Origin of the sequence: Pandoraea apista, assembly GCF_001465595.2 — a bacterium.
GTDB lineage: Bacteria > Pseudomonadota > Gammaproteobacteria > Burkholderiales > Burkholderiaceae > Pandoraea > Pandoraea apista.
In genome coordinates, this window is sequence record NZ_CP013481.2 from 1,438,065 (window position 1) to 1,453,699 (window position 15,635).

Below are 15,635 nucleotides of genomic sequence, written 5' to 3' on the forward strand. Positions count from 1 at the left end.
GAGCGCGTGAATTCGACGTTCACTCCCTTAGGTTCGGTGCCTCTTTCTGAAAAGATACTGCCGATGTTTCGAATTTCAGCCCTTTCCATTCCTCTCTGCGTCGTGTCGCTCGCTGGCGGTGCATTGGCGGTTGAGCAACCGGAGAAGCACGCCGGACCGGCCGTTATGGTTCATTTTGATTACTACCGAACGGATGACGCAACGCTCCGCAGTCTTGAGCAGCGGCTCGGCAAAGCGATCAAAAAGGCCCAGGTGGGTGAGTTGAGCGAAAGCGAATTGCACCTCGACGGCAATGACGGTTACCTATATATGTACGGCCCGGATCCTGATCGGCTGTATGACGTGGCCCGCCCGATTTTGCGAGCTTACCGGTTGACGGCAAACGCCGAGATCACCAAATGGCACGGCACGGCCAAGGAGACGTTTTTGCTGCCGCCGGGCAAAACCCCCCATCCTGTCGGCGCAGGAGGGCGCACGCCCAATCGTTCGGAGTGACCGGCGATCCCGTAGCCATCGGGCGTGCCCGCGACGTGGCACGGCACAGCATTCGACGCGGTGCCTTATGATGGGCGCTTCAATGTTCCCGAAATCAACCCACATGCAAGTTTTCGTCGACGCCGACGCCTGTCCTGCCGCGATCAAGGAAATTCTGTTTCGCGCGGCGCGCCGTGAGGAGATTCCGGTGACGCTGGTGGCGAATCAATTCTTGCGCACCCCTCCGTCGCCATTCATCAAGACGATTCAGGTACCGTCCGGATTCGACGTTGCCGACGCACGCATTGTCGAATTGGCCGCGGCGGGCGACCTGGTGATTACCGGCGATATTCCGCTCGCGGCGGCAGTGCTCGACAAGGGGGCCAGCGCACTCGATCCCCGGGGAAGCTGGTTCACGCCGGACAATATCAGGGAGCGTCTGTCCGTTCGCGACATGATGGATCAGCTTCGCACCGCCGGTATCGAAACCGGCGGACCCGCGCCCTTTAGCCCCCGCGACAGCAAAGCGTTCGCGGGGGAGTTCGACCGCTTTCTCTCGCGCTATCGCGCGTCGGCCAACGCTGTCAAAAGAACATCTCGAGATTGACCCCGACGTGAGCGCGCGAGCCGATATCGGCGCCCGTCACCCCGTTGACGAATGCCGAGACCTTCGCTTTTTTATTCACCTGGTAGCCCAGCCGGGCGCCGTACTCCATCCAGTTGAGGCGGTCCGGCACTTGCGGCGAGAGGGCCCCAACGCCGCCGACATTTAGCTGCGAGCTGTCGCGATAGCCGAAGCCGTGCGCCCACGCACCCCAGATGGCAGCGTCGATACTCGACGTCAACGCATGCACCCATTTCGCGCGCAGCTTGAACACGTTCATCGTGGACGACGACGCCTGCATGTTGGCCTCGAACGGGTTGGCGGGCGATAGTACTTCGCCGTACGATCCTGTGTGCAAGACCTGACGGCCGATTTCAAGTGACTGCGTCAGTTGATCGTTCGCGCTCACGTTGATCAGCACGCCAAGACGCGCGAAACCATACGCCTGTCGGCCCGACGCACTGCCGCTGCCCGTTGCGGTGCTCGTGCCGTTCGCGTATTGGCGAGAAAAGCGATAGTTGCTATCGGGTGAGTAAAAGCCGCCGGCTTCGCCGAACCAACCGATTCGGTCGTCGAACCTATAGGTGTAGCGCAGCTTGGCTGCCGCCGTAAAGGCGCCTTTCATCTCCGTATCCGAATAGCGCTCCGACGCATAGCCCAGTCCTGCGACAAGTTCGAACGGCGCCAGATTCACATGCCCTGTGATCCCGGCGGCGAGCGAGCCGACCGAACCGAAGGCCGACACGCCGCTCGGTGCACCGGAAAGCGAACCTTCACCCAGCATCTGATCGGCGAAGCCGTGCATTTGCCCCATGACGGTCTGGCGCGCCTTGCCCACCTGATTCGCCGAGGCTTGCACCGATGCCGGCGTGGTGATACCTGCGATCACGGGGGGCGCAGGCGGGATCGGAGAGGGAGCGGCGCCTGGCGTGCCGGCCGGGTCCTGCGGGGTACCGGGCTCCGTTGCGGGAGGTGTCGAGACCGTCGCATCGATATATCGGACGAGATAGGCCTGGACGACGCCATTCGTCGCCGGCCCGCTGCCGTCGGCGACGATGTACTGCCCATTCGATGACAGGCGTGGTATCCCGGACAGAGTGACGCCGTACGTGCGCACACCGGCATTGGCAAGCAAAACTTGCAGATCCTGAATGCCGGTCGCACTCGTCCAGCGAAAGACGTGCGAGTCGCCATTGGTCGTCTCGGCGAGACCCACGACGACAGACCCATTGGCGTTCACCGCGCTCGCCGTAGATTGGAGGCCACCCAGCGTTCCGAGATCGACCATACCCGTCGTGCTTGCCCAGCGGAAGGCGTGAATGACGGGAGGCCCCGACAACGCTGCCCCGCCGACGAGCACGGAACCGTCGGCGTTCATGCCGTAAAAGTAGGTGTTGTCTCCGCCAAGCGTGCCGATATCCTTCATGCCTGTGGCGCTTGTCCAGCGGAACACACGCAGGCCGTTGCCTATCGAGGTCGCCTGACCCGCCACGACGGTGCCGTCCGCACTGACCGCCGATGCGCTTGAGCTTCCGCCGTCGAGGGCGCCCAGGTCCTGCATTGCCGTAGAGGACGTCCATCGGAAAGCGCGCGTGACATTGCCGCTGGTCAAGGCGGCGCCTACGACCACACTGCCGTCGGCACTGACGGCATAGGCGTTGGAGTTAGGGCCGCCCAGCGTTCCCAGATCTGCCATGCCGCCCGAGGCTGTCCAGCGAAAGGCATGCGAGTTGAAGGCGGTCGTGGTGTCCGAGATGCCGACGACCACGGCGCCATCGGCACTCACGGCTGTCGCACTGGAAGTACTGCCGCCGAGGGTGCCGAGACTCTGCATGCCCGTGGCGCTTGTCCAGCGAAAGGCGAACGAGCCGCTCGTGAACGTCGGCATGTGTAGACCGACGACGACACCACCATTGGCGCTGACCGCAGCCGGGACGGACTCGATGGCATTGGACGAGCCGAGATCCTGCGTGCCGAGCGTGCTCGTCCAGCGAAAGGCTCGCGCGAGGCCCTGAGTCGTGGCAATGCCGATGACGGTGGAGCCGTCTGCACTGATGGCGACGGAATTTGCCGAGCCGCCGTTATTCGGTCCGAGAGAAAGGGGGGCGTCCGCAATCACTGCATCGGCCGCAAATGCTACCGGGGCGAACAGCGCACCGATCGATAGGGCAAGGAGCGAAACGGGCGGATAAGGGCTTCGGCGCGTGGTCGGGGTGGGGAGCATCGTTTAGGATCGTGAAAAAACACGATCGTCTACGAATCGAAAATCTCATACCCCGCCCTACGTCCCAGAAAACTTGACCGACGATCCCACTGCTGACGATGACGTATCGCCTTGCTTCAGGCGGACGTCTTCGCCCAGATCGCCGGCGTGCGTTGAATCCCTTCCAGCCAGCCTCGCACGGTCGCCTCGTCGTCTGGCGATGCCGGTCCGGCGGGGTGACGATCCCTCGTTTGTCTGGCGCTGGCGCGCACTTCGCGCGGACTGACGCCGAACCGGCGGCGAAAGGCTCGGCTGAATACGCTCTCGCTCGAGAAGCCGTAGCGATAGGCAATCTCGATGATCGTGACCCGATAACCCGTGGACAGCATGAGTTCATCAAAGCACCTGTCCAGCCTGCGCCCCTGAATATAGGCCTGGACTCCCCCCTCCGCCTGAAACAATCGATACAGGTTGGAGCGCGAAATTCCCATCGCCGCCGAGATTTGCTCCGGCGATAACGCATCGGTCGTCAGGTAGCGATCGATGTGATCCCGAATCAGCCGTTTGACGCCGTCCCGGATGACCTGCTGCGCGTCGCCTGCGCTGTCGAGCAGCTTCGACTGTGCGCCGCCAAGCAGAATCAGACTAGCGTTCACGGAGGCGGCCATTTCTTCGCGAGTAAGCAGAGGAGCGCTTTGCAGCAACTCGGTAAGATGCGAGGCCAGCAAACGGGTCGCACCCAAACCGGGGGCCAATACCGCGCCGTGCAGTTTCTGGCTGCGTAGCGACGTCGGCAGACGGTCGCGCGGCACGGTCAGGGTGATGGTCGAGAACGACGTGGTGCGGCTGTCGACCGTTTGCCCCAGATCGAACACGCTGATCGCCCCCGCTGCGGCGTTGACCGTGCGCTTGCCGTACGTCCCCTGAACGCCTCCCGAAGTGAAGAGCTGGATCAGCAGATGATCCACATGGCTTCGACGGATATCCATTGCGTTACGACGGTGGTCCATCGTGGCGGTGCATGCACTGCGGCTGATCAGGCAGTCCCCGAGATGGGTGCCGCTCATCTCGCCCGAGAAGCCGTGTGGGCTCGCCTCGATTCGAACGTCGACGTAGGGCCGCACCAGGGTGCGCCAGACCTCCGGTGCCTCCGGAAGCGCCCGGCTGTCGAACCGGGCGACGAACTGCCTTGACGCTGCTTGCATTGATTCATGTCTCCTCTGAACTTACCCGCAACAACCTGGCAAACCGAGCATCGCATCAGCGCTCCCCAATCGTCGGCGTGCTCACACCTGAGGCGCGCTTGCCCGCAGCAGTTCGGCAAATCGCGCCTCGCACCAGCGCATGACATCGTTGGGTTCTCGCCCAAAACGCCAGAGCATCCGCACGGGCAACTGTGGCAGACCGAGATCGTCGCAGCGCAGTTCGTGCAGGTCTTCGTATTCCGCAATGTCGATGGGGAGCACTGCCCAGCCGAGTTTGTCGACAACCATGCTCGCAATCACGTACGAACTGTCGGCCCGCCAGATCGACGGGCTAAGCTGCAACGGAGTGATATCGTCCATTTGCAACAGAATCTGGCGGTACTTCGCCAGATCGCCGCGGGTTACCTGATCGCGATGCGCCAGCGGGTGGTCGCCCGCCACGAATACCCCCTGCACGGCCGCCCCAATGTACTTGTGTCCCAGCGCCGACGAGATCGCGCCGCGATCCACGTGAAAGCCAATGTCTGCGCGCTGTTTCTCGACATACTCGGCGACCTCCGTCGACGTGCCGTTCAGCAGCGTGAGTTCCAGATACGCGAACTGATGAGCCAGATCACGCATCAGCTCGCTCACCGCCTGATAGGGGAGTGCCTCATCGAGCGCCAGCGACAACTGCGGCTGCTCGCCGTACGCCAGGGCATTCGCGCGATGGTTCAGGCCTTCGGCTTGCCGCAGCAACTCCTTTGCCTCGAGCAGCATCACCTCGCCCTGATCGGTGAGTCTCGCGTTACGGCGACTCCGATCGAATAGTTCAAATCCCAAATCGGCTTCGAGCAGCGATATCGCCGTACTCACCGCCGACTGAGCTTTGCCGAGCCGCCGGGCGGCAGCTGATATCGATCCTTCCTCCGAGGCCGCCACAAAGTAGCGCAATTGTTCTATTGTCCAGTTCATCCATCCATTTTATAGATAAGTTCCAACTTTTTCTAACGGCAATTTCGGTGCAAACTCGCACTTCTCCAAATAAAGCGCCAGTTTGAACGCCAACATAGGCGAGGCGGCAGACGACCGGATCTTCCGGTCCGGTGGTCTCAGGCAAAGATCCCCTTCGCGTAACGCGCACCTGCCACCCAACGCGCTCCCGGAGAGATGTGGGCCCCCGGTTCCCCACCACTGGCTTCGCCACTGGTTGACGTCGCGCACCGAAAGCGGCCTCGACACCCTGACCGGATGTCGTAAATCCAAAGTTCTTATATGTCATCGAAAATCGATTGCCGAACCCGCTTCGGAATGCTAACTGGCATGTCCGCGAGCCTGATCACCAGTGTTCTCCTGCTCGCCGCCTGCTCGGATCGCGGCGAGAAGGACACTGCCGATGCCACGCCCGAAGCCGTTGTACGCACGGTCGAGCGTCGCGCCGAGCCGCTCACGACTCAGCAACCGGGACGCCTGGAGGCTTTCCGCAGTGCCGACGTGCGCGCCCGTGCGAGTGGTGTGGTCATCGAGCGCCGCTATCAGGAAGGCCAGAAGGTCGCCAAGGGAGACGTGCTGTTCCGCATCGACCCGCAACCGCTGTCGGCGGCGCTCGACGCCGCTCGCGGCGCGCTCGCCAAAGCGCAGGCCGAGCATGATTCGGCCCGTGACAAGATCGAACGCTATCGGGGCCTGCTCGAAGAGCGTGCGATCAGCGCCCGCGAAGATGCCGAGTCGCGCGCGGCCGAAGCCCGCGCCCGTGCAGAGGTGCTCGCTGCCCGGGCAGAAGTCCGTAAGGCGGAACTCAACCTCGGTTATACGAGTGTGGTCTCGCCCATCGCGGGGCGTGTGCGTCGCGCAGAAGTCACCGAAGGCGCACTCGTCGGACTCGATTCGGCGACGTTGCTCACGCGCGTGGAGCAGATCGACCCGATCTACGTGAACTTCTCGCAACCGGCCGCCGAGGTCTACGCCATGACACGCGATCTGCGCGCGGGCAAGCTGCAACATGGCAGCGAGTCGGCTGCGCCACAGGTACACGTGACCTTGCCCGACGGGCGCGCGTACACGTTGCCCGGCAAGCTGCTCTTCACCGATCTGGCGGTCGACCCGGGCACGGACACTATCGCCATGCGCGCCTTGCTGCCAAACCCGGACGGCGTGCTGCTGCCGGGCGCCTTCGTGAAGGTGAGCATGCAGGGGGCGGTCAATCCGAACGTCGTTCGCGTGCCGCGCGAATCGCTCACCCGCACGGCCGATGGCGCTGTGGTGCGTGTGGTCGATGCGCAGGGCAAGGTACACGACACCAAGGTGCATGCCGAAGCGATCGACGGCCATGACTGGCTGGTGACGGACGGTCTCAAAGGTGGCGAGAAGGTCATCGTGCAGAACGTCGCGCAGTTCGCCGACGGCATGCAAGTCAAGCTCAAGGAAGCCGCCACGGACGCCGCCGCCAAAGCGCAACCGCCTCGTGACGCGAAGCCGCAAGACAACGCCAAACCGGTAGAGCCCGCACGGGCTGGTCCGGCCTCCAACGCGGAGACGCAATAACCATGGCCCGTTTCTTTATTGATCGCCCGGTCTTTGCCTGGGTGATTTCACTGTTGATTACGCTGGTGGGCGTGCTCGCGATCCGGGCGCTGCCCGTCGCCCAGTACCCCGACATCGCACCGCCGACAGTCAGCGTGTGGAGTAGCTATCCGGGCGCTTCGGCGAAGGTGGTCGAAGACTCCGTCACGGCGCTCATCGAACGCCAGATGAACGGCGCACCGGGGCTCATGTACACGTCGGCGTCCAGCGGAAATGGCCGTTCGTCGATCAACCTCACCTTCCGTCAGGGCACCAGCCTCGATCTGGCTGCGGTGGAAGTGCAGAACCGCCTGAAGACCGTCGAATCACGCTTGCCTGAAGTCGTGCGCCGCGACGGCGTGGTGGTGGAGCGTGCCGCCGACAACATTCAAATGGTGGTCACGCTCGCGTCGGCCAATCCTGCCATTGACGAGTTCGACCTCGGCGAGCTTGCCGCCGCGCAGGTCGTCAATCAGCTCAGGCGGATTCCAGGTGTCGGGCAGGTGCAGGTCTGGGGCACCGAAAAGGCCATTCGTATCTGGCCCGATGCTGCAAAGCTCGTCGCGCTGGACCTGACAGCGTCGGATGTCGTCTCGAAGGTGCGTGCCTACAACGCGCGCGTGACGGTCGGCGATATCGGCGCGGGCGCCACGCCTTCGTCGGCACCCATCAACGCCAACGTGGTGTCGGACAGTGCCTTGTCGACACCGGAAGCGTTTGCCGATATTCCGTTGCGGGTGCGCGCCGACGGCTCGGCGATTCGCCTGGGCGATGTGGCCCGCGTGGAATTGGGGGCGTCCGATTACAACTATTCGTCGCGTGTGGACGGCATGCCGGCCACGGCAATGGCGATCAAACTGGCGGCGGGTTCAAACGCCGTCGAGGTGATGAAGGCGGTGCGCAAGGTGATGGACGAGCAATCGGCGCTGTTCCCGGCCGGGGTCTCGTATCAAATCCCCTATGAAACGGCGTCGTTCGTGAAGGTCTCGATTCAGAAGGTCTTGATTACGCTGCTCGAGGCCGTGGTGCTGGTGTTTCTGGTGATGTATCTGTTCATGCAGAACCTGCGCGCTACCCTGATTCCGACGCTCGTAGTGCCGGTGGCGTTGCTGGGCACTTTCGGTGTGCTGCTCGGACTCGGCTATTCGATCAACACCCTCACCATGTTCGGTATGGTGCTGGCGATCGGCATTCTGGTCGACGACGCCATCGTCGTGGTCGAGAACACCGAGCGGATCATGGTCGAAGAGGGGCTTTCGCCCTATGCGGCGACCGTCAAGGCGATGTCGCAGATCAGCGGGGCCATCGTGGGGATTACGGTGGTGCTCGTCACGGTGTTCGTGCCGATGGCGTTCTTCTCGGGCGCGGTGGGCAACATCTACCGGCAGTTCGCGGTCACGCTGGCGGTGTCGATCGGATTTTCGGCATTCCTCGCACTCTCGCTCACGCCGGCGTTGTGTGCCACGATGTTGCGCCCGATTGCTGCCGGCCACCATGAGAAGCGAGGCTTCTTCGGCTGGTTCAACCGCACGTTTGCGCTGGGCACCGCGCGCTACACGCGCACGGTCGACAAGACGCTGCGTCGTCCGTGGCGCGCCTATCTGGTCTACGGCATTGTGCTGATCGCCGTGCCGCTGGCGTTCATGCGCTTGCCGTCGGCGTTCATTCCCGAGGAAGACACGGGCAGTTTCATGGTGATGGCCTCGGAGCCGCAGGGGGCGACCCTGCCCGAAGCGATGACTGCGCTCAAGCGTATCGAGAGCTATCTGCTCAAGAACGAGCCGGTCAAGCACGTCTTCGTGCTGGGCGGATGGAACGAGTTCGGCTCGGGCCCTGGGGGCGGCATGTTGTTCGTCACGCTCAAGGACTGGCATGAACGCACGTCGAAGCATGACAGCGTGCAAGCCGTCGTCGACCGCGTCAACGAGACATTCGGGGGGCAACCCGACCGCATGATGATGGCGATGAACAGCCCGGCGTTGCCGGAACTGGGCTCGTCGAACGGCTTCAACCTGCGTTTGCAGGATCGTGCCGGGGTGGGCAAGGATACGCTCGTTGCCGCTCGCGACGAATTGCTGAAAAAGGCTGCACAAGACCCGTTACTCAAAAACGTGATCTTTGCGGGACAGGGAGATGTGCCGCAGATCGACGTCACCATCGACCGCCGCAAGATGGAAGCGCTCAAGGTCAGCATGGACGACGTGAACACGACGCTCGCCACCATGTTCGGCTCCGACTACGTGGGCGACTTCATGTTGGGCACGGAGAACCGCCGGGTGATCGTGCAGGCGGACGGCAAGCAACGCGTGTCGCCCGAAGACATCGGCAATCTGCGCGTGCGCAACGTCAACGGCGAAATGGTGCCGCTCTCGACATTCGTCTCGCTCAAGTGGAAGCTCGGCTCGCCGCAGCTTCGGCGCTACAACGGCTATCCGTCGTTCACGATTCAGGGCGAGGCGGCACCGGGCAAGAGCAGCGGGGAAGCCATGGCGCGCATGGAGCAATTGATGACCGAATTGCCCAAGGGCATTGGTTACGAGTGGAGCGGACAGTCGCTCGAAGAGCGTATCTCGGGGGCGCAGGCGCCAATGCTGTTCGCGTTGTCGGTGCTGATCGTATTCCTGGCGCTCGCGGCCCTCTATGAAAGCTGGGCCATTCCGGCGGCTGTGATCATGGTGGTACCGCTCGGTGTGATCGGGGCGCTGGGCGCCGTGAGTCTGATGGGCATGCCCAACGACATCTACTTCAAGGTGGGGCTCATTGCGACCATCGGTCTGTCGGCGAAGAACGCGATTCTGATCGTGGAGGTCGCTAACGATCTGACGAAGCAGGGCATGACGTGGCTCGATGCGGCCGTGGAGGCAGCGCGTTTGCGTCTGCGCCCGATTGTGATGACGTCGCTCGCGTTCGGGTTTGGCGTGGTGCCGCTGGCAATTGCCTCGGGGCCGGCGTCGGGCGCACAGCGTGCCATTGGCGTGGCGGTGCTTGGCGGGATTGTGACGGCCACGGTGCTGGCGATCTTCCTGGTGCCCTTGTTTTTCCTGTTGGTCGGCCGCTTCGTGCGCCGGCCGAAAGCAGACAGTACGGATAGCACGGACGCCTCGCGCGAGGGTGCGCCAGCCGTCGAGGGGAACGTATGACAATGTTTCAAACCCGCATACGCGGGATCGCTGTGGCGAGTGTGTGTCTGATCGCATTGCTGGGCGGATGCACGCTGGCGCCGACGTATGAACGCCCGGCGGCGCCGATGCCCACCACGTATGAAGCCGCCCCGTCGGGCAGCGAAGTTCAGCTCGCGCTGGCCGAGCCGCTCACGGCCGACGCGGACTGGGCCGACGTGTTCACCGATCCGGGTTTGCGCACGCTGATTCGCCGCGCGCTTGAGCAGAATCGCGACTTGCGTCTGGCGTCGTTGCGCGTGCAGGAAGCGCGAGCGCTCTATGGTATCGAGGCGGCCAATCTGCTGCCGAGCGTGCAGGCGGGCGGCACGTTCTCCCGCCAGCGCTACTCCGGTTCGGCAGGTTTGCCGGATAGCAGCAGCAATACCGCCGGCGGCTACGTGGCGAACGACTTGCGCGCCACAGCCGGGGTGAGCGCGTTCGAACTCGATTTCTTCGGACGCGTTCGCAGCTTGCGCGACGCGGCTTTGCAAGCGTATCTGGCGAGCGAAGAAGCGCAGCGCGCCGCACAGGTGAGTCTGGTGGCGGAGGTGGCAACGTCTTACATCGGACTCGTGGCGATCAACGAGCAGATCGCTTACGCTCGTGAGGTGCTATCGGCTCGCGAAGAAGGTATTCGGGTGATTCGCCTGCGCGCTGAGCGCGGACTGGTCGATGATCTCGATCTGAACACCGAGACCACGCAGGTCGAAGTGGCGCGAGCGGCGTTGGCTGCGCGCGAGCGTCAGCGCAGCGAGATCGTGCATGCGTTGCAGATTCTCACCGGCGATGTCGGTGCGAAGCCGGTGGCGGCGGCCACGCTCGACGACGCGTTCGTCGTGCCCGTCGCGGCCGGGTTGCCTTCATCGCTGCTGATGCGCCGCCCGGACATTCGTCAGGCGGAAGCACAACTGCGCGCCGCCAACGCGAATATCGGCGCAGCACGCGCGGCCTTCTTTCCGTCGATCAAGCTGACGACAGATATCGGTACGGCCAGCGCGCGCTTCTCGGATCTGTTCAGTGCGGGTACCGGCGTGTGGTCGTTCATGCCGCAGATCACCGTGCCGATCTTCGAAGGCGGCCGCAACCTGCAAGGGCTGAATCTGGCGAACGTGCGCAAGGAGATGGCCGTCGTGACCTACGAACGTGCCATTCAGACGGCGTTCGCGGAAGTGGACGACACCCTGGCCGCAAAAGAACTGTTGGCGCGTCAGTTTCAGGCGCAAAAGCGGGTGTCGGACGGCGAGCGCGAGCGACTTCGTCTGGCCAAGCGCCGCTACGTCAACGGTGTGGCCAGCTATCTCGAACTACTCGATGCACAGCGCAGCGAGTTTCAGGCCGCGCAACAACTGATCGACGTAAAGCAGCGGGTGCTGGTCAATCAAGTCGCCCTGTATCGCGCGTTGGGGGGCGGCTGGTCGCCGCAGACCAGTGCTTCCTGATACCTGGCTGTTCGTCTGGCATCACGCAAAACCCCGCCGGGTCTTACGATCCGGCGGGGTTTTGTTTGTGGGGCCCGGCGCGGTTGACGACAGCGCGAGGACAGCGGCGTCAGAACGCGAAACGGCCCTCTGCGGCGATCTTCGACAGCGGCTCGCGCGGGCTCGGAACTTCGCGAGCACGCAGGCCTTCGGGCAGTGTGGCGGGGTCGCCGGGGCGGCCAATGGCGACGGCCGCTTCGATCTTGTACTTCGGCGACAGATCGAGTTCGTTACGAATCTTGTCGTGCTCGATACCTGCCATGGCGTGCGTTGCCCAGCCCGAGAGCGAAGCTTGCAGCGCGAGGTAGCCCCATGCCGCGCCAGCGTCGAACGCATGGGTCGGGGCGGGCACTTCCTGGTCGCTGCCCGGCGGCGTCAGCGTGGACTTCGAGATCACGATGACGATGGCTGCGGCGTGCTTCGCCCAGCTCTGGTTGAATTCGTTGAGGAAGCCGACGAACTGTTCCCAGTGCGGCGTGCCCCGGCGTGCGTAGACAAAGCGCCACGGCTGGGCGTTGTATGCCGACGGCGCCCAACGGGCGGCTTCGAAGAACGACAGCAGCGTGGCTTCCGGCAGCGTTTCGTCGGTGTAGGCGCGCGGCGACCAGCGGGCAACGAACTGCGGGTCGATGGGGTGGTCGGCTTGGCGGGCGGTCGTGTCGGGCATGCGAATGTCTCGTCGGCGAAAAAGGCTCAGTGGATCCCGAGCGGGTGGCTAGGATACCGTGCGAGCGTGCCGATCCCAACCAATATCGCCGCATGTACATATATCATCACGCCTCATGAACACCTTAAAGAACATGCGGATCTTCGTGCGCGTGGCCGATGCGGCCAGCTTTGCCGGTGCGGCGCGCTCACTCGACATGACGACGGCGCAGGTGTCGAAGGCGGTCTCCGAGCTGGAAGCGCACTTGCGCACCCGCCTGCTGCACCGTACGACACGCAAGCTGGCGCTGACTGACGCGGGCAAACGCTATCTGGGCCGCTGCCGCGACATCATCTCGCTCGTCGACGACTCGGAAGCCGAAGCGGGCGCAGCAAGTGCGGCACCCGCCGGCACGCTACGTTTGCATGCGCCGGCCAGCTTCGGACAGGTGTTCGTGATTCCCGCGCTCGCCCGGTTTCTTGAGCGGTACCCGGAGGTCGAGGCAGACCTTTTGCTGTCGTCGCGCGTGCCCGATCTACTGGAAGAGAATATCGATGTCTCGCTGCGACTCGCCACGTCGCAGTTGCCCGACTCCGGTCTTGTGTCGGCGCGGATCTGCCGTATGGCGTCGGTGTTGTGCGCTGCGCCGCAATACCTCGACAAGCACGGCGCCCCGGCGTCGCTCGACGAATTGGCGCAGCACACGCAAGTTCGTCTCGTCGCACCGCATTACTCGGTCGATCACTGGGATTTCGACGGCCCGGACGGCCGCGTGAAGTTGCCGGTGCCCTCGGCGCGCTTGCGGGTGAACACCGCCGACTCGTTGGCGGCGGCGCTGATCAGTGGTTGCGGTGTCGGGCCGGTGCCGTTGCTCTCGGCACTTCCGGCGTTGCGCAGCGGCACGCTGATTCGTGTGCTGCCGGCCTATGAAATGCAGGGGACAAATGTCTATGCGGTCTACGCGTCGCGCCTGTATCTCGACGCCAAGGTCAAGACGTGGATCGCGTTTCTGCAAGGGTTTGTGGAGCAGGCGCTGGCGGCGCCAGACGCCGCAGCGTTAGCGCCGCAGCCGCAATCAGCAGGCCGATAGCGAGCGAGACCCAGAGAATCGCGGCATCGCCCCAGTGCTCGCGTGCCACGGCATATCCCCATGGGGCAACGGCAGACAGCGCAAACGCAGGCGTGAGCAAAGTGCCCAGCGCGCGTGCGTAGGCCTCGGGGGCAAAGAGTTCGAGTGGCAGGCTGGCACGCAACAGGGTAGCCAGACCATTCAGGGCGCCATACGTGAAAATGAACACGCCCGCGGCGTAGACCGACGAGAGGCCGGCAAGCCCCAGTGCGAAGCACAGTGGCAGTCCGCCGCCCACCACGAGATTGAGTTTGATAGCGCTTGCCTGACGCGGCTGAAGCCATTCGAGCGTACGTGCGCACACCTGACCCAATCCCCAAAGCGCGGCGAGCCCGGCCGGTAGTCCCTGAGCGCCGAGCAGCGACGTGAGATGCGCCGCCAGCCCCGAGGACAGAATTGCTACCAGCGTCATGACCGCACAGTAAAGCAGGGCGGGTGTGCGGGGCAGCGGTGAGCGCGTGTGGCGAGGCGCATGCGCGGCAGGCATCCGCGGGGGTGTCGGTGGCAAGCTGCGCAGCAACGCCCAGGCGAGAAGACCGAAGAGACCGTAGACGAACACACCGGTCCGCCATCCCCAGGTATCGCCCAGCCAGTTGCCCAGCGGCCAGAAGACGGTCGTTGCGAGTCCGCCCATGAGTGTGATCTGCGTCATCGGTCGGCGCGCAGCGGGTCCGTAGAGGGCCGCGAGCGTGGCGAACGCCGCGTCGTAAAGCGATAGGCGCATGCCAACACCGAGCAGGCACCACGCCGCGTAGCACTGCACGAGGGTCGTGCTGGTGCCTAGCACCGCACAACCCGCCGAGCAGACAAGCGTGCCGGTACACATGACCCGGCGCCCCCCCATCCGCTCGATCCAGCGGCCTGAGAGCGGCGAGATCGCGGCCATCACGAGCATGGCGAGCGACGGCCCGGCAAATACCCACGTTTGCGGCCATCCGGTCGTTTGTGCGATACGCCACGCGAAAGCGCCGGGCAGGTAAAAGCTCACTCCCCAGTTGATCAATTGCGCGAGGCCGAGGGTGATGACGGTGGGCATGGCGGGAGAGGGCGGTGACGAAACCGGAGAACCGATGGGGCGAAGAGACGTTTGCATGGTGCGCCGATAGCATCTCTTGGTAAAGTCTTGGCATCTTATCCGGCTCATAAGGAAAACTTTGAGATGCGCCGCCTGAATCTGGACCAGCTTCACACGTTTTCCGAGGTCGTCGACGCCGGGAGTTTCTCTGCGGCTGCCACTCGCCTCGACCTGTCGCAGCCAGCCGTGAGCTTGCAGGTTCGCCAGCTTGAGCTGCGGCTCAATGTCAGGTTGATCGAGCGTGTAGGCAAACGGCTCAAGCCGACATCTGCCGGGCTGACATTACTGGAGCACGCCCGGCGCATCGACGCCACTGTCGAAGAAGCCATGCAGGCGTTGTCGAGCCACGCGAGCGATGTGGCGGGCGAAGTGGCGATCGGAACCGGGGCGACGGCCTGCATTCATCTGTTACCGCCGATTCTGCGGGCGATGCGCAAGCGCCATCCGATGCTCGACATTCGCGTGAGTACCGGTAACACGGACGACGTGGTGGCCGCGGTGACCGAGAATCGGCTGGACATCGGACTCGTTACATTGCCTGCCGCCGGGCGCAGCCTGCACGTCACGCCGGTGTTGCGCGACGAGTTTGTTGCCATCGCTCCCCTCAAGGATGAAGGCTGGACAGCCGAGGTCACGCCAGACAAGCTCGTTGCGTCGCCGATGGTCGCGTTCGAGTCGGGTAGCAGCACGCGGTTGTTGATCGACGAGTGGTTTCTGCAAGCCGGATTGCGCGTGCGGCCGGTCATGGCGCTGGGCAGCATCGAAGCGATCAAGGAAATGGTGGCGGCGGGATTGGGCTACAGCATCGTGCCGCGCATGTCGGTGGCCGCCGCGCATTACCGGCGTGGACTGCGCATCTCGGCGCTCGTTCCGGAATTGTCGAGAACGCTTGCGATTGTCGTGCGTCAGGATAAACCGCTCACACCGGGATTGCGCAAAGTTATGTCGGCATTGGAGACGTTGAATAATGCCGCATAATTTTCAATGCGTAAATGATTGGCACTCCGCGTTAAAAGACCTGTTGTTTGATGAACAAAATTACTACCCGCAAACCATAAGGCTAGGACTACAATGCGCGAATATCGGCACTTCGCCGGAAAATACTAAGAAACGTGCAAC

The 15,635-nt window shown here is 63.4% G+C and carries 12 protein-coding genes; 7 read left to right on the top strand and 5 right to left on the bottom strand.

All coding sequences use genetic code 11. The features are described from left to right. Positions 1-6: 6 nt before the first annotated feature. Complete coding sequence (locus AT395_RS25910) at positions 7-495, top strand: hypothetical protein (protein ID WP_174554639.1); 489 nt, start codon at positions 7-9, stop codon at positions 493-495. Positions 496-598: 103 nt separating this feature from the next. Next, positions 599-1,081, top strand: a complete 483-nt coding sequence (locus AT395_RS06655) for a YaiI/YqxD family protein (protein WP_042112519.1) — start codon at positions 599-601, stop codon at positions 1,079-1,081. Here the strand turns inward: AT395_RS06655 and AT395_RS06660 are convergent. The 3 genes from AT395_RS06660 to AT395_RS06670 all read right to left on the bottom strand — a co-directional run bounded on the left by AT395_RS06660 (position 1,059) and on the right by AT395_RS06670 (position 5,440). Beyond that, positions 1,059-3,302 carry a hypothetical protein gene (locus AT395_RS06660; RefSeq protein ID WP_048627799.1) on the bottom strand — a complete coding sequence of 748 codons (2,244 nt, stop codon included), beginning with the start codon at positions 3,300-3,302 and terminating at the stop codon, positions 1,059-1,061. The two genes, AT395_RS06655 and AT395_RS06660, sit on opposite strands and share 23 nt — an antisense overlap. 116 nt (positions 3,303-3,418) lie before the next feature. Beyond that, positions 3,419-4,486: a helix-turn-helix domain-containing protein gene (locus tag AT395_RS06665; RefSeq protein WP_048627798.1), complete on the bottom strand. Its 1,068-nt coding sequence runs from the start codon at positions 4,484-4,486 to the stop codon at positions 3,419-3,421. An 81-nt stretch (positions 4,487-4,567) separates the two neighbouring features. Beyond that, positions 4,568-5,440: a LysR family transcriptional regulator gene (locus tag AT395_RS06670; protein ID WP_048627797.1), complete on the bottom strand. Its 873-nt coding sequence runs from the start codon at positions 5,438-5,440 to the stop codon at positions 4,568-4,570. Positions 5,441-5,788: 348 nt separating this feature from the next. On the opposite strand from AT395_RS06670, the gene AT395_RS06675 reads away from it, so the two are divergent. Genes AT395_RS06675 through AT395_RS06685 form a run of 3 tightly spaced genes read left to right on the top strand, consistent with a single transcriptional unit; the run spans position 5,789 to position 11,627 of the window. Then, complete coding sequence (locus AT395_RS06675) at positions 5,789-7,009, top strand: efflux RND transporter periplasmic adaptor subunit (RefSeq protein WP_231606024.1); 1,221 nt, start codon at positions 5,789-5,791, stop codon at positions 7,007-7,009. A gap of 2 nt (positions 7,010-7,011) precedes the next feature. Next, positions 7,012-10,167, top strand: coding sequence for a multidrug efflux RND transporter permease subunit (locus AT395_RS06680; protein WP_048627795.1), 3,156 nt, complete (start codon positions 7,012-7,014; stop codon positions 10,165-10,167). 2 nt (positions 10,168-10,169) lie between these two features. After that, on the top strand, positions 10,170-11,627 hold the full coding sequence (locus tag AT395_RS06685) for an efflux transporter outer membrane subunit (protein ID WP_048627794.1): 1,458 nt from the start codon (positions 10,170-10,172) through the stop codon (positions 11,625-11,627). Between the two features lie 109 nt (positions 11,628-11,736). Here the strand turns inward: AT395_RS06685 and AT395_RS06690 are convergent, their stop codons facing one another. Next, on the bottom strand, positions 11,737-12,333 hold the full coding sequence (locus AT395_RS06690; protein WP_042112513.1) for a nitroreductase family protein: 597 nt from the start codon (positions 12,331-12,333) through the stop codon (positions 11,737-11,739). 115 nt (positions 12,334-12,448) lie between these two features. Between AT395_RS06690 and AT395_RS06695 the strand changes: the two genes are divergently transcribed. Further along, positions 12,449-13,402, top strand: a complete 954-nt coding sequence (locus AT395_RS06695) for a LysR family transcriptional regulator (protein ID WP_042112512.1) — start codon at positions 12,449-12,451, stop codon at positions 13,400-13,402. On the opposite strand, the gene AT395_RS06700 is transcribed toward AT395_RS06695, so the two are convergent. Beyond that, positions 13,302-14,534, bottom strand: a complete 1,233-nt coding sequence (locus AT395_RS06700) for an MFS transporter (protein WP_048627793.1) — start codon at positions 14,532-14,534, stop codon at positions 13,302-13,304. The two genes, AT395_RS06695 and AT395_RS06700, sit on opposite strands and share 101 nt — an antisense overlap. Before the next feature lie 66 nt (positions 14,535-14,600). Here AT395_RS06700 and AT395_RS06705 point away from each other — a divergent pair, with 66 nt between their 5' ends. Further along, on the top strand, positions 14,601-15,494 hold the full coding sequence (locus AT395_RS06705) for a LysR family transcriptional regulator (protein WP_048627792.1): 894 nt from the start codon (positions 14,601-14,603) through the stop codon (positions 15,492-15,494). Positions 15,495-15,635 lie beyond the last annotated feature (141 nt).